The 23716-nt window shown below is 73.4% G+C and carries 20 protein-coding genes; 11 read left to right on the top strand and 9 right to left on the bottom strand.

The genetic code is table 11. The features are described from left to right. Positions 1-107: 107 nt before the first annotated feature. The 3 genes from OG711_RS04675 to OG711_RS04665 all read left to right on the top strand — a co-directional run bounded on the left by OG711_RS04675 (position 108) and on the right by OG711_RS04665 (position 3933). The gene (locus OG711_RS04675; RefSeq protein WP_073786712.1) at positions 108-1571 is read left to right on the top strand and encodes an SDR family NAD(P)-dependent oxidoreductase; all 1464 of its coding nucleotides are present in this window, start codon (positions 108-110) and stop codon (positions 1569-1571) included. Between the two features lie 729 nt (positions 1572-2300). Further along, positions 2301-2474 carry a hypothetical protein gene (locus tag OG711_RS04670; RefSeq protein WP_178390988.1) on the top strand — a complete coding sequence of 58 codons (174 nt, stop codon included), beginning with the start codon at positions 2301-2303 and terminating at the stop codon, positions 2472-2474. Positions 2475-2679: 205 nt separating this feature from the next. Beyond that, a complete protein-coding gene (locus OG711_RS04665) occupies positions 2680-3933 on the top strand; it encodes a glycoside hydrolase 5 family protein (RefSeq protein WP_266505691.1) in 1254 nt (417 codons plus the stop codon). Positions 3934-4032: 99 nt separating this feature from the next. Here OG711_RS04665 and OG711_RS04660 read toward each other — a convergent pair whose 3' ends face one another. Beyond that, the gene (locus OG711_RS04660) at positions 4033-5457 is read right to left on the bottom strand and encodes a lipase maturation factor family protein (protein WP_329558479.1); all 1425 of its coding nucleotides are present in this window, start codon (positions 5455-5457) and stop codon (positions 4033-4035) included. A 161-nt stretch (positions 5458-5618) separates the two neighbouring features. On the opposite strand from OG711_RS04660, the gene OG711_RS04655 reads away from it, so the two are divergent. Together OG711_RS04655 and OG711_RS04650 are read left to right on the top strand one after the other, a co-directional pair. Beyond that, a complete protein-coding gene (locus OG711_RS04655; protein WP_329558478.1) occupies positions 5619-7691 on the top strand; it encodes a SpoIIE family protein phosphatase in 2073 nt (690 codons plus the stop codon). 167 nt (positions 7692-7858) lie between these two features. Beyond that, positions 7859-8722 (top strand): Fpg/Nei family DNA glycosylase, encoded by an 864-nt coding sequence (locus tag OG711_RS04650; protein WP_266505684.1) that lies wholly within the window; start codon positions 7859-7861, stop codon positions 8720-8722. Between the two features lie 14 nt (positions 8723-8736). On the opposite strand, the gene OG711_RS04645 is transcribed toward OG711_RS04650, so the two are convergent. After that, positions 8737-9615: an ABC transporter permease gene (locus tag OG711_RS04645; protein WP_329558477.1), complete on the bottom strand. Its 879-nt coding sequence runs from the start codon at positions 9613-9615 to the stop codon at positions 8737-8739. Further along, entirely contained in the window at positions 9612-10523 is a 912-nt protein-coding gene (locus tag OG711_RS04640; RefSeq protein WP_329558476.1) for an ABC transporter ATP-binding protein, read from the bottom strand. The genes OG711_RS04645 and OG711_RS04640 overlap by 4 nt, the downstream gene beginning before the upstream one ends. A gap of 131 nt (positions 10524-10654) precedes the next feature. Between OG711_RS04640 and OG711_RS04635 the strand changes: the two genes are divergently transcribed. Beyond that, positions 10655-11854 (top strand): sensor histidine kinase, encoded by a 1200-nt coding sequence (locus OG711_RS04635; protein ID WP_329558475.1) that lies wholly within the window; start codon positions 10655-10657, stop codon positions 11852-11854. Then, positions 11851-12540 (top strand): response regulator, encoded by a 690-nt coding sequence (locus tag OG711_RS04630; RefSeq protein WP_099279857.1) that lies wholly within the window; start codon positions 11851-11853, stop codon positions 12538-12540. The genes OG711_RS04635 and OG711_RS04630 overlap by 4 nt, the downstream gene beginning before the upstream one ends. A gap of 44 nt (positions 12541-12584) precedes the next feature. Here the strand turns inward: OG711_RS04630 and OG711_RS04625 are convergent, their stop codons facing one another. Next, positions 12585-13298, bottom strand: coding sequence for an anti-sigma factor family protein (locus OG711_RS04625; protein ID WP_329558474.1), 714 nt, complete (start codon positions 13296-13298; stop codon positions 12585-12587). A gap of 140 nt (positions 13299-13438) precedes the next feature. Then, positions 13439-13897, bottom strand: a complete 459-nt coding sequence (locus tag OG711_RS04620; protein WP_073787734.1) for a hypothetical protein — start codon at positions 13895-13897, stop codon at positions 13439-13441. Positions 13898-14770: 873 nt separating this feature from the next. Here OG711_RS04620 and OG711_RS04615 point away from each other — a divergent pair. Beyond that, complete coding sequence (locus OG711_RS04615; protein ID WP_405672735.1) at positions 14771-16105, top strand: CapA family protein; 1335 nt, start codon at positions 14771-14773, stop codon at positions 16103-16105. 398 nt (positions 16106-16503) lie between these two features. Further along, positions 16504-17397, top strand: a complete 894-nt coding sequence (locus tag OG711_RS04610) for a polysaccharide deacetylase family protein (RefSeq protein WP_329558472.1) — start codon at positions 16504-16506, stop codon at positions 17395-17397. Positions 17398-18308: 911 nt separating this feature from the next. Here the strand turns inward: OG711_RS04610 and OG711_RS04605 are convergent. After that, the gene (locus OG711_RS04605) at positions 18309-18974 is read right to left on the bottom strand and encodes a class F sortase (RefSeq protein WP_073786692.1); all 666 of its coding nucleotides are present in this window, start codon (positions 18972-18974) and stop codon (positions 18309-18311) included. A gap of 337 nt (positions 18975-19311) precedes the next feature. On the opposite strand from OG711_RS04605, the gene OG711_RS04600 reads away from it, so the two are divergent. Continuing rightward, the gene (locus OG711_RS04600; RefSeq protein WP_073786689.1) at positions 19312-19908 is read left to right on the top strand and encodes a hypothetical protein; all 597 of its coding nucleotides are present in this window, start codon (positions 19312-19314) and stop codon (positions 19906-19908) included. A gap of 117 nt (positions 19909-20025) precedes the next feature. On the opposite strand, the gene OG711_RS04595 is transcribed toward OG711_RS04600, so the two are convergent. The 3 genes from OG711_RS04595 to OG711_RS04585 all read right to left on the bottom strand — a co-directional run bounded on the left by OG711_RS04595 (position 20026) and on the right by OG711_RS04585 (position 21755). Next, positions 20026-20598, bottom strand: coding sequence for a hypothetical protein (locus OG711_RS04595; RefSeq protein WP_329558471.1), 573 nt, complete (start codon positions 20596-20598; stop codon positions 20026-20028). A gap of 223 nt (positions 20599-20821) precedes the next feature. Then, positions 20822-21586, bottom strand: coding sequence for a bestrophin-like domain (locus OG711_RS04590; RefSeq protein ID WP_266505661.1), 765 nt, complete (start codon positions 21584-21586; stop codon positions 20822-20824). A 19-nt stretch (positions 21587-21605) separates the two neighbouring features. Then, complete coding sequence (locus tag OG711_RS04585; RefSeq protein ID WP_266505658.1) at positions 21606-21755, bottom strand: hypothetical protein; 150 nt, start codon at positions 21753-21755, stop codon at positions 21606-21608. 934 nt (positions 21756-22689) lie between these two features. Between OG711_RS04585 and OG711_RS04580 the strand changes: the two genes are divergently transcribed. Further along, the gene (locus tag OG711_RS04580) at positions 22690-23655 is read left to right on the top strand and encodes an SCO0930 family lipoprotein (RefSeq protein ID WP_329558470.1); all 966 of its coding nucleotides are present in this window, start codon (positions 22690-22692) and stop codon (positions 23653-23655) included. Positions 23656-23716 lie beyond the last annotated feature (61 nt).

Raw genomic sequence — 23716 nt, 5'->3', positions numbered from 1 at the left:
GCCGGGACTCGTACCTCCCGTAAAGTTCCGCTTTCAGAGGACCCACGGCACCCGGCCCACCGGCCGTGCCCGGGGACAGCGGCGGTACGAGCGGCACGAGGAACGGCATGACGGCGATCGAGGACATCCCCACGTACGGTCCGGGCATCGACCCGGAACGTCTCGCCGTCTGTCTGGGCGTGCTCGAAGAGCTCGACAAGCTGGAGGTGGACCACCCCGACGCGATCGCCGTGCGGCGCGCCACCGCCGGGATCTACCGGACGGTGAAGCAGCGCCGCCGCCAGGAGCGCCGGGCCTCGAAGACCGCCCACGACAAGGCCGTCACCGAGGCGACCGCCACCGGCTCCGCCGAGCGCATCGACGACGAGACCCAGGGCCTCCTGCCCTCCGGCACCGCAGCCGGGGAACTCGCCGGGATACTCCAGCGGCCCCGGTCCTGCTACACCTGCAAGGCGCGCTACGTCGAGGTCGACGCGTTCTACCACCAGCTCTGCCGGGACTGCGCCGCCACCAACCGGACCAGGCGCGACGCCGGGGCCGACCTCACCGGCAAGCGGGCCCTGCTCACCGGCGGACGCGCCAAGATCGGCATGTACATCGCGCTGCGGCTGCTCCGCGACGGCGCGCACACCACGATCACCACCCGGTTCCCCAACGACGCCGTCCGCCGCTTCAAGGCGATGCCCGACAGCCCCGACTGGATGCACCGGCTGAAGGTCGTCGGCATCGATCTGCGTGACCCGGCGCAGGTCGTCGCCCTCGCGGACTCCGTGAGCGCGGCCGGACCCCTCGACATCCTCATCAACAACGCCGCCCAGACCGTACGCCGCTCCCCGCAGGCGTACAGCGAACTGCTCGCCGCCGAGTCCGCGCCGGTACCCGCCGGTGAACTGCCCGCCGCCGAGGTCATCGGCACCTTCGGCTCCGGCGCGGTCGCCGCGCTGCCCGCCGCCCGCACCGGAGGACTCTCCGCCCAGGACATCACCGAGCTGGCCCTGGTCTCCGGCTCGGCCTCCCTGGAGCGCATCGCCGCCGGTACCGCGATCGACGCGGGCGGCCTCGTACCCGATCTGCACGCCAGCAACAGCTGGGTGCAGACCGTCGACGAGGTCGACCCCGTCGAGCTCCTTGAGGTGCAGCTCTGCAACTCGACCGCCCCGTTCATCCTCATCAGCCGACTGCGCCCGGCCATGACCGCCGCCGTCGCCGCCGGGGCCCGCCGCGCCTACATCGTCAACGTGTCCGCGATGGAGGGCGTCTTCAACCGCGGCTACAAGGGCGCCGGCCACCCGCACACCAACATGGCCAAGGCCGCGCTCAACATGCTCACCCGCACCAGCGCGCAGGAGATGTACGACCAGGACCGCATCCTGATGACCGCCGTCGACACGGGCTGGATCACCGACGAGCGCCCGCACCCCGACAAGATGCGGCTCGCCGACGCCGGATTCCACGCCCCGCTGGACCTCATCGACGGCGCGGCCCGGGTGTACGACCCGATCGTGCGCGGTGAGGCGGGCGAGGACCTGTACGGCGTCTTCATGAAGGACTACGCGCCCGGCAAGTGGTGAACGGCTCCGGCGAGGGGTGAAGGGGACCTGGCGAGCAGGTCCCGGGCCAACGGTGAACGGACCCCGGCGAGCGGTGAACGACCCCGGCCAATGGTGAACGGGTCCCGGCGAGCGGCGAACGGGCGGGAGCCTCGCTGCCCTGAGCCGCGCCGCCCTTCCCGCCTTTCCCGAGCTCACTCCTCGGGCGCCCTCCTCTGCCCCCGTCCCTTGCCCTTGCCCTTGCCCTGGCCGTCCGCCCCGCCCGCCCGGCCGCCGCCATGGCCGCCGTGACCGCCGTGACCGTCCTCACCCGGACGGAGCAGCCGTGCGGGGGGCCCGCGTCCGGGCCGTCCCTCCACCTGTCCCCCCGCCCTTCCGGGGCCCCGCACGGAGCGGGCTGACGTGCGGCGTTGCCCGTCCGGGCCGTCCGGCCGGTCCGAGCGGGTGCGCCGTCCGGCGGATCATGGCCGAATGAACACCATGCGACCGTGAAGGGTCGCACTTCTTGTCAGCCCTATAGAGCGCTGGCCCGCTCAGATGGTTAGTCTGTACCGGACGGACAGCACCAAGGGGGCCTACCCGTCCCCATGGTCCGTCCCGGGGCGAACCGCTCACACGGTCCGCTCCCAGCGAGTTGCCGGCGCCACCGCGTCCGAACTGCCTCTATCCACGCCCGATCGGGCGTCAGGCGCCCGCTGACACGGTGGGCCAGGACGCCCGGAGGGTGACCCGACACAGAAGGAGTGCGCGGTGACACCAGAGAAGACCACCAGCGAACAACCCGTCGACACCGGCGACCGGACCACCCGTCGCAAGGCCGAAGCCCTCGGCAGCCTGGAGGTGTGGTCGCGGTCCGCCCCCATCCGGCTCGCTGGTTACGAGGACGACCTCGCCGAGCCGCACATCCTGCCCAGCGTGGACTGACACCGGTCCGCCGCCGCCCCGTGCGGCGGGGTCCGCTCCATGTTCCTGGCCGGAGCGGAGGCCGTGGGTCCGGGGGGGCACCCCCCTCCGGACCCGGCTTCCGGGGTCCCGCTCCGGGGGCGGGAAGAACCTGGACATCGGAGGACTCCGCGGGAAAGATCGTCCAGGAGTTCGTTCCCCTGGAGATCCGAGCACCGGGACCCCTATGCCCTCCGCAGTCCGTTTCGGCGTCAACTACACCCCCAGCCAGGGATGGTTCCACCACTGGCTGGACTTCGAGATCGACGCCGTCCGCGCCGATCTCGACTCCATCGCCGCCCTCGGTCTCGACCACATCAGGGTCTTCCCGATCTGGCCCTATTTCCAGCCGAATCGTTCCCTGATCCGTCCGCGCGCCGTGGAGCAGCTCGTCCAGCTCGCGGACGCGGCGGCCGAGCGCGGTCTGGACGTCAATGTCGACGGTCTCCAAGGGCATCTGTCGAGCTTCGACTTCGTGCCCTCCTGGACCCGGACCTGGCACCGCCGCAACCTCTTCACCGACCCGGACGTCGTGTCCGGCCAGGCCGACTATCTGCGGACCCTCGCCGCCGCGCTCGCCGACCGGCCCAACTTCATCGGTATGACCATCGGCAACGAGATCAACCAGTTCGCCGCCGGGCCCCACCCCGACCCCGACCCGGCCACCACCGACGAGGCCGGACGCTGGCTGCGGCGGCTGCTCGCCGCCTGCGAGGAGGGCGCGCCCGGCAGGACCCATCTGCACGCCGAGTACGACGCCACCTGGTACCAGGACGACCAGCCCTTCACCCCGGCCCAGGCCGCCCGGCTCGGCGCGGTCACCGCCGTGCACTCCTGGGTGTTCAACGGGACCGCGCAGCGCCACGGACGCACCGGGACGGCCACCGAACAGCACGCGGCGTACCTGGTGGAGCTGTCCAAGGCCTGGGCCGACGACCCGCACCGCCCGGTCTGGCTCCAGGAGGTCGGCGCGCCCGCGCCGCTGATCCCGGCCGAGCACGCCGCCGCGTTCACCCGCGCCACGGTCGACGCCGCGCTGGACTGCGAGGACCTCTGGGGGATCACCTGGTGGTGCTCGCACGACGTGTCCCGTTCGCTCGCCGACTTCCCCGAGCTGGAGTACAGCCTGGGACTGCTGACGGAGGACCGCCGGGTCAAGCCCGCGGGCGAGGAGGTCGCCCGGATCGCCCGCGAACAGCGGGAGGCGCCGCACCGGCCCGCCCCGCGCGGGATCGCTCTCGCCGTCGACGCGGGCGACGAGGAGGACGCGCCCCGGCGTTCCGTCTGCGCGCCGGGCGGCCCGGTGTCCGAGGCGTTCGCCCGGCTCAGCGCCGAAGGGGTGCGGCCCGCCCTGGTGCTGGCCGGTCGCGCCGGGGACACCGCGCATCTCGCGGCACGCGGCATCCGCGAGGTCGTCACCCCGGCGGACGTGGGGACCTGAGCGGACACCGGGACGCCGGGATCGGAGCGGGCGCGGGCGCGGGCACTGGTCCGTGCGCCGGGCCGTATGCCGCATGCCGTGCGCCCGGCCGGTCGTGGGTCACCGGTCGTCGTCCGGGTCCAGCCGGGTCGGCGGCAGGAAGTCCCGTACATAGGTCCGCTCCCAGTACGCCCCGGTCTCGCGCCGGTGCGCCCGGGACGTGAACCGGTAGCGGAACAGCCGTGCCCGTACGTACCGGGGTGGCGCGTCCGGTGGGAAGGGGGAGTGGCGCAGCAGCCGCAGGGTGTCGCGGTCACCCGACAGCAGACGTTCCACGAACGCGCCGAACCAGGGGCGGGCGTACGCGGGGGAGAGGGCCGCGAACCACATCATCCAGTCGAGCCGCAGATGGTACGGCGCGAACTGCCCCGGCCGCCGCCGGACGTCCGTCGGCTTGCCCGGGAACTCGTACACCCGCCATCCCGTGTCCGTCCGGGGGGTGCGCTCGGCGGTGCCCTCGACGACGATCTCGTACCGGACCCGGCTGACGCTGCCGAAGGCGCCGTAGGTGTTGACCAGGTGCAGCGGGTCGAAGGAACGGTTCATGACCTGCCGCCGGGACAGCAGATTGCGGGCCGGGCGGTAGCTGAGGACGGCGACCAGTACCGTCACGGCGATCACCACCGCCTCGTACCAGACCGGGGCCGGGGGGAACTCCCGGGGACCCGCCGGCCCGGAGAGGTCCAGGGCGGAGGCGGCGAGCGCGATCGTCAGCCAGTTCAGCCAGGCGAAGTTGCCCGAGAGGACCAGCCACAGCTGGGTGACGATCATCAGCGCCGCCGCCCAGCCCGCGACCGGCTGCGGGGTGAACAGCAGCGGCGGCAGCGCGAGCTGCGTGACGTGGTTCGCCGCCACCTCCACCCGGTGCACCGGCTTCGGGAGGTGATGGAAGAACCGGCTCAGCGGGCCCGGCATCGGCTGGGTCTCATGGTGATGGTCGAGACAGGTCAGCTTCCGCCAGCACTCGTCACCCCGGATCTTGATCAGTCCGGCGCCGAACTCCACCCGGAACAGCACCCAGCGCAGCAGCAACAGGACCAGCACCGGCGGCGCCACCTCGTCGTTGCCGAGGAACACCGCGAGGAACCCGGTCTCCAGCAGCAGGGACTCCCAGCCGAAGCCGTACCAGGTCTGCCCGACGTTCACGACCGACAGGTACATCACCCAGGGCACCGCCCACAGCAGCATCCCGGCCCACAGCGGGAGCAGCGCGTCGGCCCCGGCCAGCAGCGCGGCCGACACCGCGCAGCCCGTCCAGGCCCAGCAGGCGAGGAACCGGTCGTCGGAGCGGAGGTGGAAGACGCTCGGCGCCCGACGGAACGGGGTCCGCGCCACGTACCGGCGCACCGGGAGCATGCCGTGTTCGCCCAGCAGCGCTCGGAACTGGAGCGCGGCCCCGAGGAACGCGGTCAGATAGACGGCGGCCAGGGTGCGCTGGAAGATCAGCCGGGCGAGCCAGTAGTCGGGCTCCGTGAACCACCGCACCCGCCCATTGTGACGTTCGGTGACCCGGGGCGGGCTCCCCGTGGCAGGACACGCCGGTCCGCTCCCCGTTCCCGTCCCGGCGGCAGCGCTGGTGGCAGCGGCGGACGGAAATCCGCCGCCGACGAGTCGAACAATCGGACAAGTAGTGGCAAGGTGGCCCCATGGTTGAACGGGGCGCGGGGGACCTGTCACTCCCGGACGACTGGCCCGCCGACCCGGAAGCGATCCTGTCGTTCAACCGCATGGGCAGTTTCGACTGGGACCTCGACACCGGACGCCTGCATCTGGACCGGACGGCCCACGAGCTGTTCGACCTCACACCCGGCGAGTTCGACGGGCTGCCCGCGAGCCTCGCCTCACGCGTCCCCCGGATCGACGCCCAGCGGCTGGACGCGCGGGTCGCCGAGGCCATGAAGAGCGGCAGCACCGACTACGGCAGCTACTTCCGGGTACGCCGCCGGGACGGCACCCCGCGCTGGACGCACACCCAGGCCCATGTCCGGCGGGACGCGTCCGGGCGGCCCCGGCGCATCGTCGGCATCGTGCGGGACGCCACCTTCGAGCTGAACGACCGCGCCGTACGGGCCCGGCCCACCGGACCGGAGGCGGTCGGCCGCCGGACCAGCGTCGTGCAGGTCGCCACCGAGTCGCTCGCCCACGCCCGGACCGTCCAGGACATCATCGACGTGCTCAAGGACTCCCGGGGCCTGACCCATCTCGGGGCGAAGAGCCTCGTCCTCGGGCTGGTCGAGGCCGGGCGTATCCGGCTGGTCGCCGAGGGCCCGGCCGGGAGCTTCGTACCGGGCACCCGGGTCACCCGGATCGACGAGCCCTACCCGATGAGCGAGGTCGTACGGACGCTGGCACCCCGCTTCATCGAGTCGCCGGAGGAGTTCGCCGAGTCGTACCCGGTGCTGTGGCCGCACCTCACCGATCTGCGGATCACCTCGGCCGCCTACCTCCCGCTGATCGCGCAGGCCCGGCCGATCGGCGCCCTCGGACTGCTCTACCACGACCGGTACGGCTTCTCCGAGGAGGAACGCGACGTCCTCGTCGCCCTCGGCAGCAGCATCGCCCAGGGGCTGCGCCGCGCGATGTTCTACGAACAGGAGAAGGACCTCGCCACCGGCCTCCAGAAAGCCATGCTGCCCCGCACCATCCCGGCCGTCCCCGGCGCCGACCTCGCCGTCCGCTACCGCTCGGCGTCCCTCGGCCGGGACGTCGGCGGCGACTGGTACGACGTGATTCCGCTGCCCGGCGGCCGGGTCGGCGCCATGATCGGCGACGTCCAGGGCCATGACACCCACGCCGCCGCCGTCATGGGTCAGCTCCGGATCGTGCTGCGCGCCTACGCGGCCGAGGGCCACACCCCCGCCACCGTGATGGCGCGTGCCTCCGTCTTCCTCCATGAACTCGACACGGCGCGCTTCGCGACCTGCCTCTACGCCGAGGCCGACCTGTCCACCGGTGTCGTCCAGCTCGTCCGCGCCGGACACCTCGACCCGCTGGTCCGGCACACCGACGGCACCTGCCGCCGCCAGCCCGTCGAAGGAGGGATGCCGCTCGGGCTCTCCGCCGAGTTCGGCCGGCTCGACTACCCCGTCACGACCATCGAGCTCGACCCCGGCCAGACCCTGCTGCTGTGCACCGACGGCCTGGTCGAGCAGCCCGGCGCCGACCTCGACGACGGGCTGCTGGCGCTGACCGCCCTGGTCGAGGACGGCCCCCGCGACCTCCAGCGCCTCGCGGACCGGCTCTGCGCGGCGGCCGACGAACGCGGCGGCGACGACGACGTCGCCCTGCTGCTGCTGCGCCGCCTCGGGGTGGGCGCCCCGCAGTCCGGCGGCCGTCTCCAGCACCGGGTGACCGCCGGGGACCCCCGGGCGCTGCGCGACGCGCGCCGGATGATCCGCTCCGCCGTCGCGGCCTGGGGCGCCCGGGACCGCGCGGACGACATCGAACTCGTCGCCGACGAGATGATCACCAACGCGCTCGTCCACACCGACGGCCCCGCCGTCGTCACCCTGCGCGTCCTCGCCGGTACGGAACGCCGTCTGCGGGTCGATGTCGAGGACCCCTCCAGCGCGCTGCCCCGCCGCCGCGACGCGGGGGACTCCGGGGTCTCGGGGCGCGGACTGCTGCTGGTCGACCAGCTGGCGGACGTGTGGGGCGTGGAGGCGCGCGGCAGCGGCAAATGCGTATGGAGCGAGTTCGTCGTCCCACCCCGTACCTGACGCACCTCGCACGACCTGCCCCGCACCCGGCCCACCCCGCATCCGACCCGCCCGCACCGGGCCCACCCCGTCCGACTCCTGGCCCGTCCCGCGCGCCCCGGCCGTCCCACGCGGTGTCCCCGGGCCTCCGCGAGGCGTCGGCTCCGGCCTCGTGTGACGCTGGAGCCATGCCCGAACTGCCCGAGGTGGAGGCGCTGAGGGACTTCCTCGGCGAGCATCTGGTGGGGCACGAGATCGTCCGGGTGCTGCCGGTGGCGATCAGTGTCCTGAAGACGTACGACCCGCCCCTGACCGCGCTCGAAGGCCGCGAGGTCGTCTCCGTCGGCCGGTACGGCAAGTTCCTCGCCCTGGCCACCCGCGACGGCCCCTGGCTGGTGACGCATCTGGCGCGTGCCGGCTGGCTCCGCTGGCGGGATCCGCTCCCGGACGGACTCCCGCGTCCCGGCAAGGGCCCGCTCGCGCTGCGGGTCGCGCTGGCGAACGGCCAGGGCTTCGACCTCACCGAGGCGGGCACCCAGAAACGGCTCGCCGTCCATGTCGTCGGCGACCCCTTGACGGTCCCCGGTATCGCCCGGCTCGGCCCCGACCCGCTCGCGGACTCCTTCGACGAGGCGGCCCTGACCCGGCTGCTCGACGGGGAACGCCGCCGGATCAAGGGCGCGCTGCGCGACCAGGGTCTGATCGCCGGGATCGGCAACGCCTACAGCGACGAGATCCTGCACGCCGCGAAGATGTCCCCGTACAAGCTGGCCGCCGATCTGACCGCCGAGGACATCCACATCCTCCACGAGGCGACCCGCTCGACGCTCACCGAAGCCGTCGAGCGCTCCCGGGGGCTCGCCGCCGGGCGGCTGAAGGCGGAGAAGAAGAGCGGGCTGCGGGTGCACGGCCGTACCGGCGAGGCGTGCCCCGTCTGCGGTGACACCATCCGCGAGGTGTCCTTCAGCGACTCCTCGCTCCAGTACTGCCCCACCTGCCAGACCGGCGGCCGTCCCCTCGCCGACCGCCGGATGTCCCGCTTCCTCAAGTGACCCGGGCCCCTGCCTCACACGTCCCGGCGGTCGGTCACCACCACGGCGACGACGACCGCCGCGACCGACCAGGTCCCGTACACCAGCCAGGCCTCGGCGACCCCGACCGGGTACTTCGCGACGCCGTGGTCGCGCTCCGGGTTCTGGACCAGCGCTTCCCACGCGCTGAACGGCATGCTGTTGCCGATCTCCGCCACCCAGCGGTAGGTGTCGCCCCGGAACAGCGCGGGCACCAGCAGGAGCAGCCCGGCGGTCCCCACCGCGCTGCCCGCCGCGTGCCGCACCACGGCGGCCGTCGCCATCCCGACCAGCCCGCACAGCGGGGCGAGCAGCGCCGAACCCACCACCGCCCGCAGCGCCCCGGGACCGGTGAGGGACAGCCCTCCGTGGTCCCGCAGCAGCGCTTGCGTCAGCCCGAAGGAGGCCCCCGACACGACGGCCCCGAAACCCAGCAGGGCGACCGTCACCACCAGGGTCTTCGCGGCCAGCAGGGACCGCCGGTCGGGCACCGCCGCGAAGGTCGTCCGGACAAGTCCCGTCGCGTACTCACCGGAGAGCACCGCGGCCCCGACCGCCCCCGCGACCGCCATCAGGATCTGCCAGGCCGGTTCCGTGAACGCGGTCGCCAGCGGATCGAACAGGAACGGCCGGTCGACGCCGCCGGGCGGCGGATACGGCGGCGACACGGCCTGACCGGCCAGCCGGTCCGCGTTGGACCGCGCGGAGTTCGCGTTGATACCGGTCACCACGACCGCGCACACCCCGAGCACCCAGCACGTCGAACGCAGCGACCACAGCTTCAGCCACTCGGCGGCCGTCAGATCCGTGAACCGGACCCGGGGCGCCGACCGGCTCCGGTACGCCGGGGAGGCCGATCCGCTCGGGGACGTCATCGCGCGTTCCCCGATCCGTACTCGACACTGTCGGAGGTCAGTCCCATGAACGTCTCCTCCAACGAGGCCCGCCGGGGTGTCAGCCCGTGCAGGGGTATCCGGTGGAGCAGCGCCAGATCACCGATCCGCCGGGCCGTCAGCCCGGTCACCGCGCACGAGCCGTCGTCCTCCACCCGGACCTCCACCCCCGGGCCGCCCAGCGCCGTGGCGAGCGCCGCCGGGTCCGGGGTCCGTACCGACACATCCGTCGTGGTGTCCGCCGCCGCGAACTCCGCGAGGGTCCCGGTGGCGATGAGCTCGCCCCGGCCGATGACGATCAGCCGCTGCGCGGTGTGCTCCATCTCCCGCATCAGATGACTGGACACCAGGACGGTACGGCCCTCGTCCGCCAGCCGCCGGAAGAGCCCCCGCACCCAGCGGATGCCCTCCGGGTCGAGGCCGTTCAGGGGCTCGTCGAACAGCAGCACCGGCGGATCACCGAGCAGCGCCCCGGCGATCCCCAGCCGCTGCCGCATCCCCAGCGAGAACCCGCCGACCCGGCGCCCGGCCACCGACGTGAGACCCGTCCGCGCGAGGACCTCGTCCACCCGGCGCCGGGGCAGTCCGTTGCCGCGCGCCAGCGCCGCCAGATGGGCGCGGGCCGTCCGTCCGCCGTGCGCGTCGCCCGCGTCGAGCAGCGCCCCCACCTCGCGCAGCCCGCGTGGCAGCCCGCGAAAGCGCCGCCCGCCGACGGTGACGGTACCGCTGGTGGGCGAGGTCAGCCCGAGGACCATCCGCAACGTGGTGGACTTCCCGGCGCCGTTGGGCCCGAGGAATCCGGTGACCTGGCCGGGGGCCACGGTGAAGGACAGGCCGTGCACGGCGGTCGTGCGGCCGTACCGCTTGGTGACATCGTCGACTTCGATCATGCCGCCACGGTCCCGCGCACCGGCCCGCCCGGTCATCGGGCGACCGGCCGCACTCCGGGACCCGGGGGTGGCCCCCGGGCGTACGCCCACGGGCCGATGCCCCGGTGGGACGCCGTCCCTATCATCGGCCCATGAACATCGCGCCGCGTGAGCGCGGTCCGAGGCGACTGCCCCCGGCCGCGACGGAGTTCCTGGCCTGGACCGGGGCCCTCGCCTATCCCGTGCTGCTGTGCGTCACGGCGATGGACGAACGCGAGCCGACCGGGGTACGGCTCCTGCCGTTCGCCGCGCTCGCCGTCCTGACGCTGCCCCTGGTGCGCCGACGGCCGCTGCCCGCCCTGCTGCTGATCCTCGCGGGCTCGTTCCCCGCCGTCGTCACCTTCGCCTCGGCCGCCGCGCGCCAGCCGTTCATGCCCGGGTTCGAGGGCCCTGGCTGGCAGCTCGCCACCCTCCAGGCCCTGCTGTCCTACGCGGTCGTCGGCCGGATCGCCGCCGGGCAGGGGGGCACGGCGCGCACCGCGACGGCCGCCGTGCTCGCGCTCGGCACCCATGTCGCCCTCGTCGGCCACTACCGCACCGGTGCGGACAACCACCTCTCCTCCGTGATGTTCCTGGTCCTCGGGCTCGCCGCCACCTGGACCACCGCCCATCTGATCCATGAGCGCCGCGAGCACGCCGAGACGGTACGGGCCGAGGCGGCGGCCCACGCCGTCACCGCCGAACGGCTGCGTATCGCCCGCGAACTGCACGACATGGTCGCCCACAGCATCGGCGCCATCGCCATCCAGGCCGGGGTGGGCCGCCGGGTCATCGCCGGCCATCCGGACGAGGCGAAGGCCGCGCTCGCCGCCATCGAGACCACCAGCAGGGACACCCTCGCCGGACTGCGGCACATGCTCGGGGCGCTTCGGCACACCGACCCCCAGGCGCCGCCGCTGGACCCCGCGCCCACCCTCGCGGACCTCGGCCGGCTGGTCGCCACCGCGCGGGACGCGGGCGTCCACGTCGACATCGAGTTCCGCGGTCAACGGCGCCCGCTCCCCGCCGATCTGGAGGCGGCCGGGTTCCGTATCGTCCAGGAGTCGATCACCAACGTGATACGCCATGCCGCGACGCCCCGCTGCCGGGTGGTCGTCGACTACGGGGACGGCGCGCTGTCCCTCACCGTCACCGACGACGGCCGGGGCCGCCGGACCCCGGGCCATGGCTACGGCATCACCGGGATGCGCGAACGCGCGGCGCTGCTGCGTGGCCGCTGCACCGCGGGGCCCCGCCCCGGCGGCGGCTTCGAGGTGGCCGCCCGGCTGCCGGTCCCGGTGGCCGCGCGATGACCGGCCCCACCGCTCCCGGGGACCGCGATCCCACGGTCGGGGTACTGCTCGTCGACGACCAGCCGCTGGTCCGCGCCGGGCTGCGGGTCCTGATGTCCGGCAGCCCCGGGCTGCGGGTCGTCGGGGAGGCGGGCGACGGCGCGGAAGCGGTCCGGCTGACCCGGGAACTCGCCCCGGACGTGGTCGTGATGGACATCCGGATGCCCGGTATGGACGGGATCGAGGCCACCCGGCTGATCACCACGGGCCCCGGCCGGGCGCGCGTCCTCGTCCTCACCACGTTCGACGACGACGCGTATGTGTACGGGGCGCTGCGCGCGGGCGCCGGCGGCTTCCTGGTCAAGGACATGGACCTGGACGAGATCCTGGCCGCCGTGCGGGTGGTGGCCCGGGGCGACGCCCTGCTCGCGCCCCGGGTGACGGGCCGTCTGATCGCGGAGTTCGCGGCACGGCCCGAGCCCGTGCCGCCCCGGCCGGTGATCGGAGGTATCACCCACCGGGAGCGGGAGGTGCTCACCCTGGTCGGCGGCGGGCTGTCCAACGCGGAGATCGCCGAACGGCTCGTCATCAGCCCGGCCACCGCCAAGGCGCATGTGGGGCGGCTGTTCACCAAGCTCGCGGCCCGCGACCGGGTCCAGCTCGTCATCACGGCGTACGAGCTGGGGCTGGTGTCACCGCCCCGCTGAGGCCCGGACGGCGGGCGGCCGGTGAGCAGCTGACCGTACCGGGCTCAGGGATTCACCGTCATCAGCAGCCGTCCGTCCCTGGTCCGGATCTCGAACCGGGCGATGTCCGCGCGGGGGAGCGCGGTGCCGCCCGAGATCACCGGGGCTTCGCGCCGGTCCACGGCCCCCAGGACATCACGTCCGCCGGGTGCCGGTACCGCCCAGGTGGCCACGGTCTGCCGGGTGCCGTCGCGGCCCACCGCGATCAGCGCGCAGACCAGCGGGCCCTGGACCCGGGCCAGGCTGAGCGCCACCTCGGTGCCCCAGCGGCGGTCCGTCAGCCGTACGGAGGCCCTGGCCCCGCTGAGCGGATCGGTCCCGCGCAGACTCTGGACGGCCGGGGCGCCGGCCACCGGCGGGTGCGGTGCGTCCGGCCCGTGGCCGCCGAGCGTGTACGCGGCGAGGGGCGCGCCGAGGACCAGCGCGGCGGCGGCTCCGATCAGCCGCATCCGCAGGGTCCGGCGTCGGGTCTGCCGGGCGCCCACCTCGGTCAGCAGCCGGTCGAGGAGTTCCCCGGAAGGCCGTTCCAGGGGCGGCCGTTCCTCGGCCCGGGGCCCTTCGAACGGCGCCAGGAGCGTGACCACCCGGGACAGGTCACCGAGCCGGACCATGCACGCCACGCACTCGTCGAGGTGTTCCTCGAAGCGGATGGCGTCGGCCGGTTCCAGGACGCCGAGAGCGTAGGCGGCGACGTCCTGGTGCCGCGCTTGCGGGCTCATGGGCGGTCCTCGGGTACGGGGTCGGTGTGCCGCCCTGAAGTACGGAACTTCTTCCGCTTTTGCTCAAACCCATGGGAAAAACGACAAGAAGGGGGACCGGCGGCGCCCCGGCCGTCCGCCGGTGGCCCGCCGGACGCGGATCAGAACAGATGGATGGCGAGATGTCCGAGCGGCACCCCGAGCTGCCACGCGGGCGTCCACACCTGTTCGTTCTCGTCGACCGGGAATCCGCCGCGGGGCCAGTTCAGGCCCGTGTCCAGGTCAGGGGCGAGGAGTTCGGTCCGCTCCAGCCATCGCCAGGCGGCCTCGGCCAGCCGCAGATCGGGGTTGGCGCGGCCCCGGGCGCGCTCCTGGGCGCCGAGGCACGCGAGTCGGTCACGCACCCACTCCTGCCAGGGGTTGCCGTACGCGGTGAGGGAGAGCCACTCGTCGAACTGCGAGACGACCCGGATACCGGACAGTTCGTCGTTGAGGTCGGACAGATAGGCGGTGAGGGCGAGCGTCTGCCGCCCGGCCCGGAATTCGAGCGTGCTGGACGGGACGAGGTCACCTGTGCGGAGCACCTCGTCCGCGATGTACTCCGCGTACAGCCAGGCCATGGGGATCACGAGTTCGTCGCCACTCGTGCCGTTCGTCTTGTCGGGCAGCACCGTTCCACCTTCTCTCGGACCTACGCGCCCCCGCGCAACCCCGCGCCGGTCGTGGCGAAGGGCCTTCATGGTGAGACACGTTGCCGGGCCCGACTCCACTCAAGTCGACTCCGTGCTTTCGCATATGACCTGCCAGGGATGCGCATCCCTGGGACGGCAGGGCACAGGGGTGACGCGCGGGGCGGGGGAGTCCCGGCGTCCGATCGGCCGAGCCCTCACATTACGGCCGCCGGTGGCGGAATGTGACGGTGAATCGGGAAGAGCTCCGCCGCGCACCGGGTGTGCGCGGGGGTGGGGTACCGCGGATGCGGGGGAGTGCACGCGCTTTCTTGCTCCCAGGGCCGTCCCGGGGGCCGCAGTTGGGCTCTCCTGTCGCATCAGGCGCAACGGAATGGTCAATTCCGCTACTCTGCGTCGCGCCTTGGGCACATGCGGGGGTCGTGGGTGCGGTGATCGTCACGCACCGAAAGAGTGATGCGTGAAACGTGAGATGTGTCACAAGTGGCTCGGAATCGACCCGGGAAGGCCGGGAGAGCACCTGGAGAGGGGCCGCGCGCGCCGGTTGCGGGGTGGCTGGAGTGGCCCTGGGCGGGGGTGGGGGAGAGGTGGCACCCGTAACGCTCGGTGACGGATGGGGGTGCTGGGACGCGCCTAACGGGTGACCGCCACGGCGTGGCCGCTTGTGGCCCTCACCGTTCCGCTATGGAGTCGTCCCGTCCGACCATATGACGAACGCCGAGTGTGCGGAGGCGCGCACCGCACCCGCGTACCGCGCCTCCCCCGACCTCTCGGCGACATGCGCAGCGACGGGGAGCCGGTTCCATGACCTCGCACCAACCTCCATGCCCGTGTCCCGGGCGTCCACGTCCCGTCCCCTCCGGACGGACGCTCACTGTCCTCGCCGTGCTGCTGCTCGGCGCCACCGCCACGGCCTGCGCGGGCGGGGACACCGCGCCCGGCCAGGGCCCGGACCGGGACCGGCGACCGGACACCACCGCCGACGGGTCCGCCCGCCCCGGGAAGTCGGGTGCCGCCGGGAAGTCGGGCGCCCCCGGCAGCGCGGGTACGTCGGCCGGTGCGGGCGCCTCGGGCAGCGCGGGCGCCTCGGGCACGCCGGGCGGCGGCGCCCGCGGCTTCACCCTCGCCGCCACCGGGGACGTCCTCCCGCACGACTCGATCATCCGCCGCGCGCAGTCCGACTCCGGCGGCGACGGCTACGACTTCCGCCCGATGCTCGCCGGGGTCCGCCCGGTGATCTCCGGCGCGGACCTGGCGATCTGCCACGCGGAGACGGTGTACGGCGCCGACGGCGACTACACCGGCTACCCGGACTTCCGGTCACCGCCCGAGATCGCCGCCGCGCTCGCCGCCACGGGCTACGACTCCTGCTCGACCGCCACCAACCACTCCCTGGACGACGGGCCCGAGGGCATCGACCGCACCCTCGACGCCCTGGACAAGGCGGGCGTACGGCACTCCGGCACCGCCCGCACCGCGACCGAGGCCCGTACCCCGGCCTGGCTGCGCGCCGGTGGTGCCAAGGTCGCCCACCTCTCCTACACCTACGGCACCAACAAGCCGCTGCCCGAGGACAGACCGTGGGCCGTCAGCCCGATGGAACCGGAACTGATCCTGGAGGACGCCCGCGCCGCCCGGGAGGCGGGCGCCGACGTGGTCGTCACCTCCCTGCACTGGGGCACCGAATGGCAGGACGAGCCGGACGAGGACCAACTGGCCGTCGGCGAGCAGCTGACCGCGGCCCGCAGCGGCGACCTGCCCGCCATCGATCTGATCATCGGTACGCACGCCCATGTCCCGCAGGCCTACGAGAAGGTCAACGGCACCTGGATCGTCTACGGCATGGGCGACCAGATCGCCGGTCGGATGGTCAACCACGAGGGCGACTGGGACGCCCGCGGCAACGAGAGCAGCATCGGACGCTTCACCTTCGCGCCCCCGGCCCGCCCCGGTGAGCGCTGGCGGGTGAGCAAGGCCGAGTTCCTGCCGCAGTGGATCGACACCGGGAGCGGCCGGGTCGTGAACCTGAACGCCGACGCGGTCGCCGACGGTACGGGGCCCGCCGATGTCCGCGACCGCATCAAGGAGATCGTCCTCAGCCGCGGCGCCGCCGCCGACGGCCTGACCCTGGGCCGCTGACCCCGGTTTCCGGGCGACCGGAGATCCCCGGCGGGGGTAGCGGGGACTCCTCGGCCCGGGTCGCCGGGAGCTCCCCATTCCCGGGGGCGGGCAGTTCACGGTCGGGCGCGGCCGGAAGCCCACGGTCCGGGGTGGTCGGAGGGCGCGCGATCGGTGCGTCGGCGCGCACCGGCGCACCGGCGGGCGACGCGTGGGCACCGGCGCGTCCCCTCCGCCGCCCGGCGGACGCGTGAAAGACTGCGCACCCCCGCACGGACGGTCGCGGCGGCGCGCGGGCGACGGCCACGCGCCCTGTCGGCACACCCTCCACGCGGGCCCCTTGCTCCCATCGGGTGCATTCGCGCGCCGCTCCGGTGTTGGTGAACCGGTGAACGGTTCCGCCGTGCGACGGATTAGTCATGAAAGACGATCGGACGACCCCCGCCCGCAGGGCGCTGTTGCGCGGCGCCGCGGTCCTCGGAATCGCCGCCACCGCGGGCTGCTTCGGAACCGACCGGGCCCGGCCGCCCGCCGGGGCCGCGAGCGGTACGGCCGCGACGGGTACGGCGGCCGGAGCGACCGGTGGTCCCGCGCCGGGACCACAGGCCATCGCGCCCATGAAGCCCTCCACGTACCGGCTCCAGCCGCTCACCGGGCACGGCACCCCGGCCCGCCCCCGTACCCGTGCCCTCGTCCGGCCCGCCGTGCGCCGCGCCCCCATCCTGCGGGTGGACAGCTGCGGCCGCCGCACCATGGTCCTCACCTTCGACGACGGACCCGACCCCGCGTACACGCCCGACATCCTGCGGGTGCTGCGCGCGCACGACACGCCCGCGGTGTTCTTCGTCTGCGGGGAGCAGATCCCCTGGAACAAGCACCTGCTGCGCAGGATGGCCGACGAGGGACATGTGATCGGCAACCACACCTGGAGCCATCCCCTGCTGCCCTCGCTGTCGCGGGCCGCGATCCGCTCCGAGATGAAGCGCACGAGCGACATGATCGAACGCACCGTCGGCGAGCCGCCGCTGTGGTTCCGCGCGCCGTACGGGGCGTGGAACCGGGCGGTCTTCGAGATCGGCGCGGAGTTGGGGATGGAGCCGCTCGCGTGGACGGTGGACACCGTCGACTGGGAGACGCCCGGTACGACCGCGATCAACCGGGCCGTGCGGGAGGGGGCGGGGCCCGGGGTGGTGGTGCTCTCCCATGACGCGGGGGGCGATCGTTCGCAGACGGTCCGGGCGCTGCGGACGTGGCTCCCGGGTCTCCTCGCGGAGGGCTACACGATGACACTCCCGGAACGCGAAAGGGTGTGACCCAGCGGTTCTCGCGTTCCGGTGCCCGTGCCCTGGCGGTACTCCGTCGGGTGCGGGTCGTTCGCGGGTGCGCAGTTCCCCGCGCCCCTTGGGTCCGCCCGGCTGGGCGTACCTGCGTCCCTGCGGGTATCCCGTGGGTGCGCAGTTCCTCGCGCCCCTTGGGTCTGCCCGGGTGGGCGTACTTACGTCCGTGCGGGTGTCCCGTGGGTGCGCGGTTCCTCGCGCCCCTGGGTCCGTACCGCTGTCCGTACTTCGTCGGGTGCGGGTCGTTCGTGGGATGCGCAGTTCCCCGCGCCCCTTCGGGCGCCCTTGCTGTGTTCGTGTGTGTGCGGGTGGCTCGTGGTTGCTCGCGCAGTTCCCCGCGCCCCTATCGGGGCGCCCCCGCCCGCAGTGAAGCACCCGTAGCAGCCAAGGACCCCAAAGGGGCGCGGGGAACTGCGCAAAAGACGAGGGCCGACCCGCACTGGACGGACGGCCTGAAGGGGCAGCATCCAGGGGCGCGGGGAACTGCGCGAGCAGCCGAGGGCCGTCCGCAGTCGAACGGGTGGCGCAAGGGGCGCGATCTCAGGGGCGCGGGGAACTGCGCGAGCAGCCGAGGGCCGTCCGCAGTCGAACGGGTGGCGCAAGGGGCGCGACTTCAGGGGCGCGGGGAACTGCGCAAAAGGCGAGGGCCGGCCCGCACCGGACGGACGGCTCGAAGGGGCAGCATCCAGGGGCGCGGGGAACTGCGCGAGCAACCGAGGGCCGTCCGCAGCCGGACGGGGAACCGCGCACCCACCGAGTGCGTGCCGGGACGGGGTGACGTTCACCCGGGCTGACCCAGGGGCGCGGGGTGACCTGTGCGGGGACAAGTACGCCCGGCACAGGACACCCAGGGGCGCAAGCGAAGGCGACCCGCACCCCGTGAGGCCTCAGCGGATGTCGGTCATCCGCGCGAACACCACCACGTTCCCGTCGTACCCGCTCTGCTTGGAGAAGCCCCCACCGCAGGTGATCACCCGGACCTCCGGATACCCCGTACCGCCGTACACCTGCTCCCCGGGGAAGTCCTGCTTCCGGTAGACCTCGATCCCGTAGATCTCGAACACCGCGGTCTTCCCGTCGGCCCGCTGGATCTCGACCTTGTTCCCCTTCTCCAGCGCCCCCAGACCGTAGAAGACCGCCGGCCCCTGCTGGTTGTCCACATGACCGACCACGACCGCGGTGCCCTTCTCACCGGGCGAGACCGCGCCGGAGAACCAGCCCGCCAGGTTCGGGTCCTCCGCCGGTGGCGCGTCCACCCACCCCTCCGCGTCCAGCTGCACCGGCATCATCGGCGCGTCCACCCGGATCGCCGGGATGGCGACCCGCTCGGCGCGCGCGAACGGCAGCGCCGCCAGTTCCTTGTCCGGCACCGGGGCGGTCCGTGGCGTCCGGCCGTCCGCCGCCGCGGCCGACGCGGGCTGCGGCGGACCCGTGTCGAACTCACCCGATCCATTCCGTATCAGCGCGAGACCGGTCAGCAGGACCAGCGCTATCACGCCCCACGGCGCGCGCTTCCTGGGCCGTTCCGCCTCGAACGGCTGGGACGAAGACATCAGCCCATCCCCTCTCGACACGACCCGGCGGATCACGTCCTCGGTGCCTACGAGCAAACTAAGCCGCGCGCGCCCGGCCTGCGACAGAGCGGGCGCGAACGGGTGGCGGGGCCGCACCGCCGTGCGCCATCCGAGTCGCCCCGGGCAGGAAATTTCTGACGGTCCGTGACCTGCGGCGATTGCGGCGCGCCGGGCGTTCCCCCGGCGTGTCGCTCACCAGGACGGACGAGCCCCGACATGCGCCCCCGGGCCCGCCAACTGAGGGTCGGTTGCGACAGGCGCTCTCGCCGACCGACCGGGGACCGTACCCCGGGGCGCCTGCCAGCGGAGGATTCCCATGCGCAGAATTCGTGCCCTGGCGGTCTCGGCCGTCGTGGTGGCCGCGGTAGGGGTCGTCGCCCCCACCGCGACGGCCGGGAACGACAACAACCACAACAACAACGGCAACAACAGTGGTGGCAACAACAACGGCAACAACAACGGAAACAACAACTTCGGCGGTGGCAACGGCGACCAGCCGGGCAACATCGTCGCGATGCCGAGCGTGATCGCCTCGGGCGGCAGGCTCACCATCACCGTCGACGGCCGCTCCTGCGAGAACGGCTTCGTGGAGTCACCCGCCTTCGAACGCACCCGGCTCAGCGGCCTCGGCCGCGACGACCGGGGCGGTGGGCGGGGCTCCGCGACGGCGACCGTCACCGTCCACCGCTTCGCCTCCGCCGGATCGCACGAGATCACCGCCGAGTGCGACGGCCGACGGATCACCCGTCCGCACGCCTTCACCATCATCGGCGGGGTGCGCGGCGGACTCGGCGGCAGCAGCGAGACCGGCGCGACCACCACCGACATGGCGATCGGCGGCGGACTCGTCGCGGCCGCGGCCATCGGCGGCGGACTCTTCTGGATGCGCCGCCGCGCCGAGAACCGCGCCTGAACCGCCCCCTCCTCCGCGTCCCGTCCCCCGGACCGCACGGAACAGCCCTCCGACCCCGGACCCATCGGTCCGGGGCGGAGGGCTGTGCGCGGGTCCGGCATCGCCGATCACCGGTCCTCAGGCCCCGTCGTCCCCCGTCCGCCGCCGGGTCCGGTAGTACGCCGTACCGATCGCGCCCGCGACCAGCGCGGCGCCCAGCCCGACCTTCTCCATGTCGAAGCCGGCCAGTGTTCCGCCGAGCCCCGCCCGCACCCCGCGCCGCGCCTGCTCGTCGCCGGGCTCGCGGTCGTGCCCCGGCTCACGCTCGTGGTCTCCCCCGGAGCCGCCGCCCGCGATGGTCAGCTCCACGGTCCGGCTGGACTCCCGCTCACAGGTGAACGTCACCGTGTACACCGCGCCGTGCCGGGCGTCCCAGTCGACGGTGGCCGACCGCGACCGGTCGCCCTTGCGGATGTGCACGGTGTCGAAGACGCCCGAGGAGACCCTGGTCTCGCCGTCGCAGCCGTCCGCGTGGAGCGTGATCCGTCCGCCCGCCGCGATCGTCGACGGGGTGGCGTCGACCTCGAACCTGCCGTGCCCCGACCCCCGCTCCTCCTCGGAGCCGCGGTCCTCGGCGGACGCCACGAGGGCCGTCGCGGCGAGGGCGGTCAGCGTCAGCACGGTCGCCGAAGCGAGGCGTATCGCGCGCATGGGCAGTTCCTCCGGTCCCGAGGAGCAGCCGCGGACCTCTTCCGCACACATCGGTCATGCGCCTCGATGAGCGCCACGCTAGGTACGCCCGCGACGGCCCGCGATCGGTGCCGGGCGAATGGGGCACGTGTGTGGGCCGCACGGGGGACCCCGCCGCGGCGGCCGGCGGAACCCGGGTACCGCGTCCGGGGGACCCGACCGGCGCGCCGCCGCACGGACGCGGTCAGTCCCCTGCGCCCGGGAACAGCTTGAGGAACGGATCGGCGCCCGCCGCGATACCCCGGCTGTACGGCATGTCGAAGTCCCACACCAGGAACAGCAGGAAGGCGATCAGCGCCGAGAACAGTCCCGCGAGCAGCAGTTCGCGGGGGGTCCTTCTGATCTGGAGCGCGAACACCATGCCGATCGTGACCAGCGCCCCGATGATCAGCCCGAACCACACCACGCCGGGCATCGTCGGCTCCGCGGAGCTCCCGCGCTCGGTGCGGGCCAGGTCCGCCGCGGTCACATGGTCCTGGAGCGGCTGGTACGCCTGCGCCTCGAAGTCCGACTTCGGACGGTGGTCGGCCACGTCGTGCCGCAGGCGCGCCAGCAGTTCGGTGCCCCGGTCGGTCAGCTCGCCGGACTCCGCCATCCGCTTCCACTCGACGTCGACCACGTGGCCGACATACGCGTTGACGTCCGCCCGGATGCGGTCGCGTACTTCGGGCGGGTAGACGCGTACCCGCTCACTGATCTCGTGCAGCGCCTGCGCTTCGGCCTGTACGTGGTCCTGAGCCGCGTTGCGGGCCTCCCAGACGCCCGCGATGGCCAGTCCCAGGACGATCGCGTAGACCACGCCGATCATCATGGTGATGTACTCGATCACGTCCGGGGTCTCGCTCGGATCGTCGTCGACACCGATCCTGCGGTGCTGAAGAAGCGTTACGGCGAGTACGACGGCGCACGCGGCACCCATCGCGAGGGTGAGAACAAGCCATTCCGGCATCGGGTGTTCCTCCGGGTGATCAGCGCGGGCGCAGCGCGGCGGCGGCGAGCACCGCGGGCGCCGTGATGAGCAGGGTCAGGGAGACCAGCGACGGACCCTGCCGGGGCTGGGCGCGCCGGACCGTGGGCCGGTACCGGGGGTACGTGACCTTCTTCGGCGACGGCCGCACCGACGGGCTCGGCTTCGGCGGGGGCTTCGGCTTCGGTGCCTGGGAAACCGGTGCCGGTGCCGGTGGTGGCGGTGGCTCGGGCGCCGGGGGAGGAATCACCGGTGCCGCGGCCACGGGGGGCCGTGGGGCCGGAGGTGTCGGCTCCGGGGCCGGTGGCGGCGGGGGAGCCGGGGTCACGGTCGGGGTCGGGGTCGGCGTGGCACTGGGTGTCGGCGTGGGTGTGGGGCTAGGAGTGGGGCTCGGTGTCGGTGTCGGTGTCGGTGTCGGCGTGGGTGTGGGACTGGGTGTGGGGGTCGGCGTCGGTTTCGGGGTGGGGGTCGGCGTGGGAGTCGGCTTGGGCGTGGGGGTGGGCGTCGGCTTGGGTGTGGGGGTCGGCTTGGGCGGTTTCGGCGTGGGCTTCGGGGTGCAGAAGGAGTCGCCGCCCGCGACGGCCACCGCGCCACCGCCGTCACCGGTCGACGCGTACGCGCAACTGCTCGTCGGCGCGCCCGACGGGGCGAGGGCCACGGCGGGCGCGGCGGTCAGGCCCGCCAGGGTGACCGGGGCCAGCACCCGTATCAGCAGGGCGGACCAGGTCCGCCGGTATCCGTACACGCCCCTGATCATGGGCGGGCGGTGGCGCCGTCAAGCGCACTCGGGGCCTGAATGCTCCGAACGGGCGGTTTTCGGGGCCGACAGGTTTACGAAAATTCGAACAGTACCGATGTGGACGGATGTTCGGAACGGGAAGTGCGAGGTGGGGGTGCGAGGTGGGGGTGCGCGGTGGAGGGGCGCGGGCGTGCGCTCGGCGCGGGTGGCGCCGGTCCGGCCGCCGGTCCGGCGCGCGGAGATTTCCCGTGCCGTTGAACGCATCGCCGGTCCGCGCCCGTAACTAGAGCCATGAGCGGCATCGCCTGGTGCCGATCAACTGCCAAGCACATCACGGGAGTTGACAATGAAGACCTGGCGGAGCGCCTCATTCGTAGCGTGCGCTGCGGTCCTGCTGGCGCTGACGACGGCGTGCGGTCAGGACAGCCCGGAGCAGGCGGCGACCGGTCAGAACGTCGGCGCGGTGGCCCCCGCGGGCGGCGGGGCGGGAGCGAGCCCCGGCGCGGGAACGGCGGCGGGCGGTGACGGGTACGGCTCCGGTGACGCGGCCGCCGCGAGCGGCCGGGCCAGGGCCGCGGGCAGGCTCGCGGTCTGGGACAGCAAGGAACTCGGCAGGGTCGTCACGGACAGCGCCGGGCTCACCCTGTACCGCTTCGACAAGGACACCGCGAAGCCGCCCAGGTCCGACTGCGCCGGTGAGTGCGCCGTCGCCTGGCCGCCCGTCCCCGCCGACGGTGCGACGGCCCCGACCGGTGTCGACGCGGGCCTGCTCGGCGAGGTCGTCCGCGCCGACGGCGTCAGGCAGCTGACGCTCGACGGCTGGCCCATGTACCGCTACGTGAAGGACGGGCGGGCCGGGGACGCCAAGGGCCAGGGGGTCGGCGGCGTATGGTTCGCCGCGGCGCCCGACGGGAAGAAGGCGGCGCCCGCCGGGGGCGGTTCGGATGCCGCCGGGCGCCCCGGTCTGTCGACCCGGGTCGACCCGAAGCTCGGGGAGATCGTCGTCGACAAGGACGGGATGACGGTCTACCGCTTCACCAAGGACTCGGCCTGGCCGATGCGGACGGCCTGTATCGGTGAATGCCTGGAGAAGTGGCCGGTCGTCGCCCCGGTGGACAAGGCGCAGACCAAGGGGATCAAGCTCAAGGGGTACGTCACCTTCGGCCGCCCCGACGGCATCGACCAGCAGACCATCGACTGCTGGCCGCTCTACACCTTCGCGGCCGACCAGGTCCCCGGTGACACCAAGGGCCAGGGCGTCGGCGGCACCTGGTTCGCGGTCAAGCCCGACGGAAAGCCCGTCAAGCTGTAACGGCCCGGGGCCCGGCGGCGCAGAAGCGGAGGACGGGCGGAGCCCGTTCCGGGCGCCGCCG

Origin of the sequence: Streptomyces uncialis, from assembly GCF_036250755.1 — a bacterium.
Lineage (GTDB): Bacteria > Actinomycetota > Actinomycetes > Streptomycetales > Streptomycetaceae > Streptomyces > Streptomyces uncialis.
Note: the sequence above shows the minus strand (reverse complement) of the source record. Positions and strands in the feature narration are given on the sequence as shown.

Excerpts from the sequence above, each read along its gene's own strand:
- OG711_RS04590 (WP_266505661.1), bottom strand. The coding sequence starts at position 21,586 with ATGCCGGAATGGCTTGTTCTCACCCTCGCGATGGGTGCCGCGTGCGCC.
- OG711_RS04675 (WP_073786712.1), top strand. The coding sequence starts at position 108 with ATGACGGCGATCGAGGACATCCCCACGTACGGTCCGGGCATCGACCCG.
- OG711_RS04640 (WP_329558476.1), bottom strand. The coding sequence starts at position 10,523 with ATGATCGAAGTCGACGATGTCACCAAGCGGTACGGCCGCACGACCGCC.
- OG711_RS04580 (WP_329558470.1), top strand. The coding sequence starts at position 22,690 with ATGAAGACCTGGCGGAGCGCCTCATTCGTAGCGTGCGCTGCGGTCCTG.
- OG711_RS04605 (WP_073786692.1), bottom strand. The coding sequence starts at position 18,974 with ATGTCTTCGTCCCAGCCGTTCGAGGCGGAACGGCCCAGGAAGCGCGCG.
- OG711_RS04630 (WP_099279857.1), top strand. The coding sequence starts at position 11,851 with ATGACCGGCCCCACCGCTCCCGGGGACCGCGATCCCACGGTCGGGGTA.
- OG711_RS04635 (WP_329558475.1), top strand. The coding sequence starts at position 10,655 with ATGAACATCGCGCCGCGTGAGCGCGGTCCGAGGCGACTGCCCCCGGCC.
- OG711_RS04615 (WP_405672735.1), top strand. The coding sequence starts at position 14,771 with ATGACCTCGCACCAACCTCCATGCCCGTGTCCCGGGCGTCCACGTCCC.
- OG711_RS04655 (WP_329558478.1), top strand. The coding sequence starts at position 5,619 with ATGGTTGAACGGGGCGCGGGGGACCTGTCACTCCCGGACGACTGGCCC.
- OG711_RS04625 (WP_329558474.1), bottom strand. The coding sequence starts at position 13,298 with ATGAGCCCGCAAGCGCGGCACCAGGACGTCGCCGCCTACGCTCTCGGC.
- OG711_RS04620 (WP_073787734.1), bottom strand. The coding sequence starts at position 13,897 with ATGGCCTGGCTGTACGCGGAGTACATCGCGGACGAGGTGCTCCGCACA.
- OG711_RS04595 (WP_329558471.1), bottom strand. The coding sequence starts at position 20,598 with ATGCGCGCGATACGCCTCGCTTCGGCGACCGTGCTGACGCTGACCGCC.
- OG711_RS04610 (WP_329558472.1), top strand. The coding sequence starts at position 16,504 with ATGAAAGACGATCGGACGACCCCCGCCCGCAGGGCGCTGTTGCGCGGC.
- OG711_RS04600 (WP_073786689.1), top strand. The coding sequence starts at position 19,312 with ATGCGCAGAATTCGTGCCCTGGCGGTCTCGGCCGTCGTGGTGGCCGCG.
- OG711_RS04665 (WP_266505691.1), top strand. The coding sequence starts at position 2,680 with ATGCCCTCCGCAGTCCGTTTCGGCGTCAACTACACCCCCAGCCAGGGA.
- OG711_RS04645 (WP_329558477.1), bottom strand. The coding sequence starts at position 9,615 with ATGACGTCCCCGAGCGGATCGGCCTCCCCGGCGTACCGGAGCCGGTCG.
- OG711_RS04650 (WP_266505684.1), top strand. The coding sequence starts at position 7,859 with ATGCCCGAACTGCCCGAGGTGGAGGCGCTGAGGGACTTCCTCGGCGAG.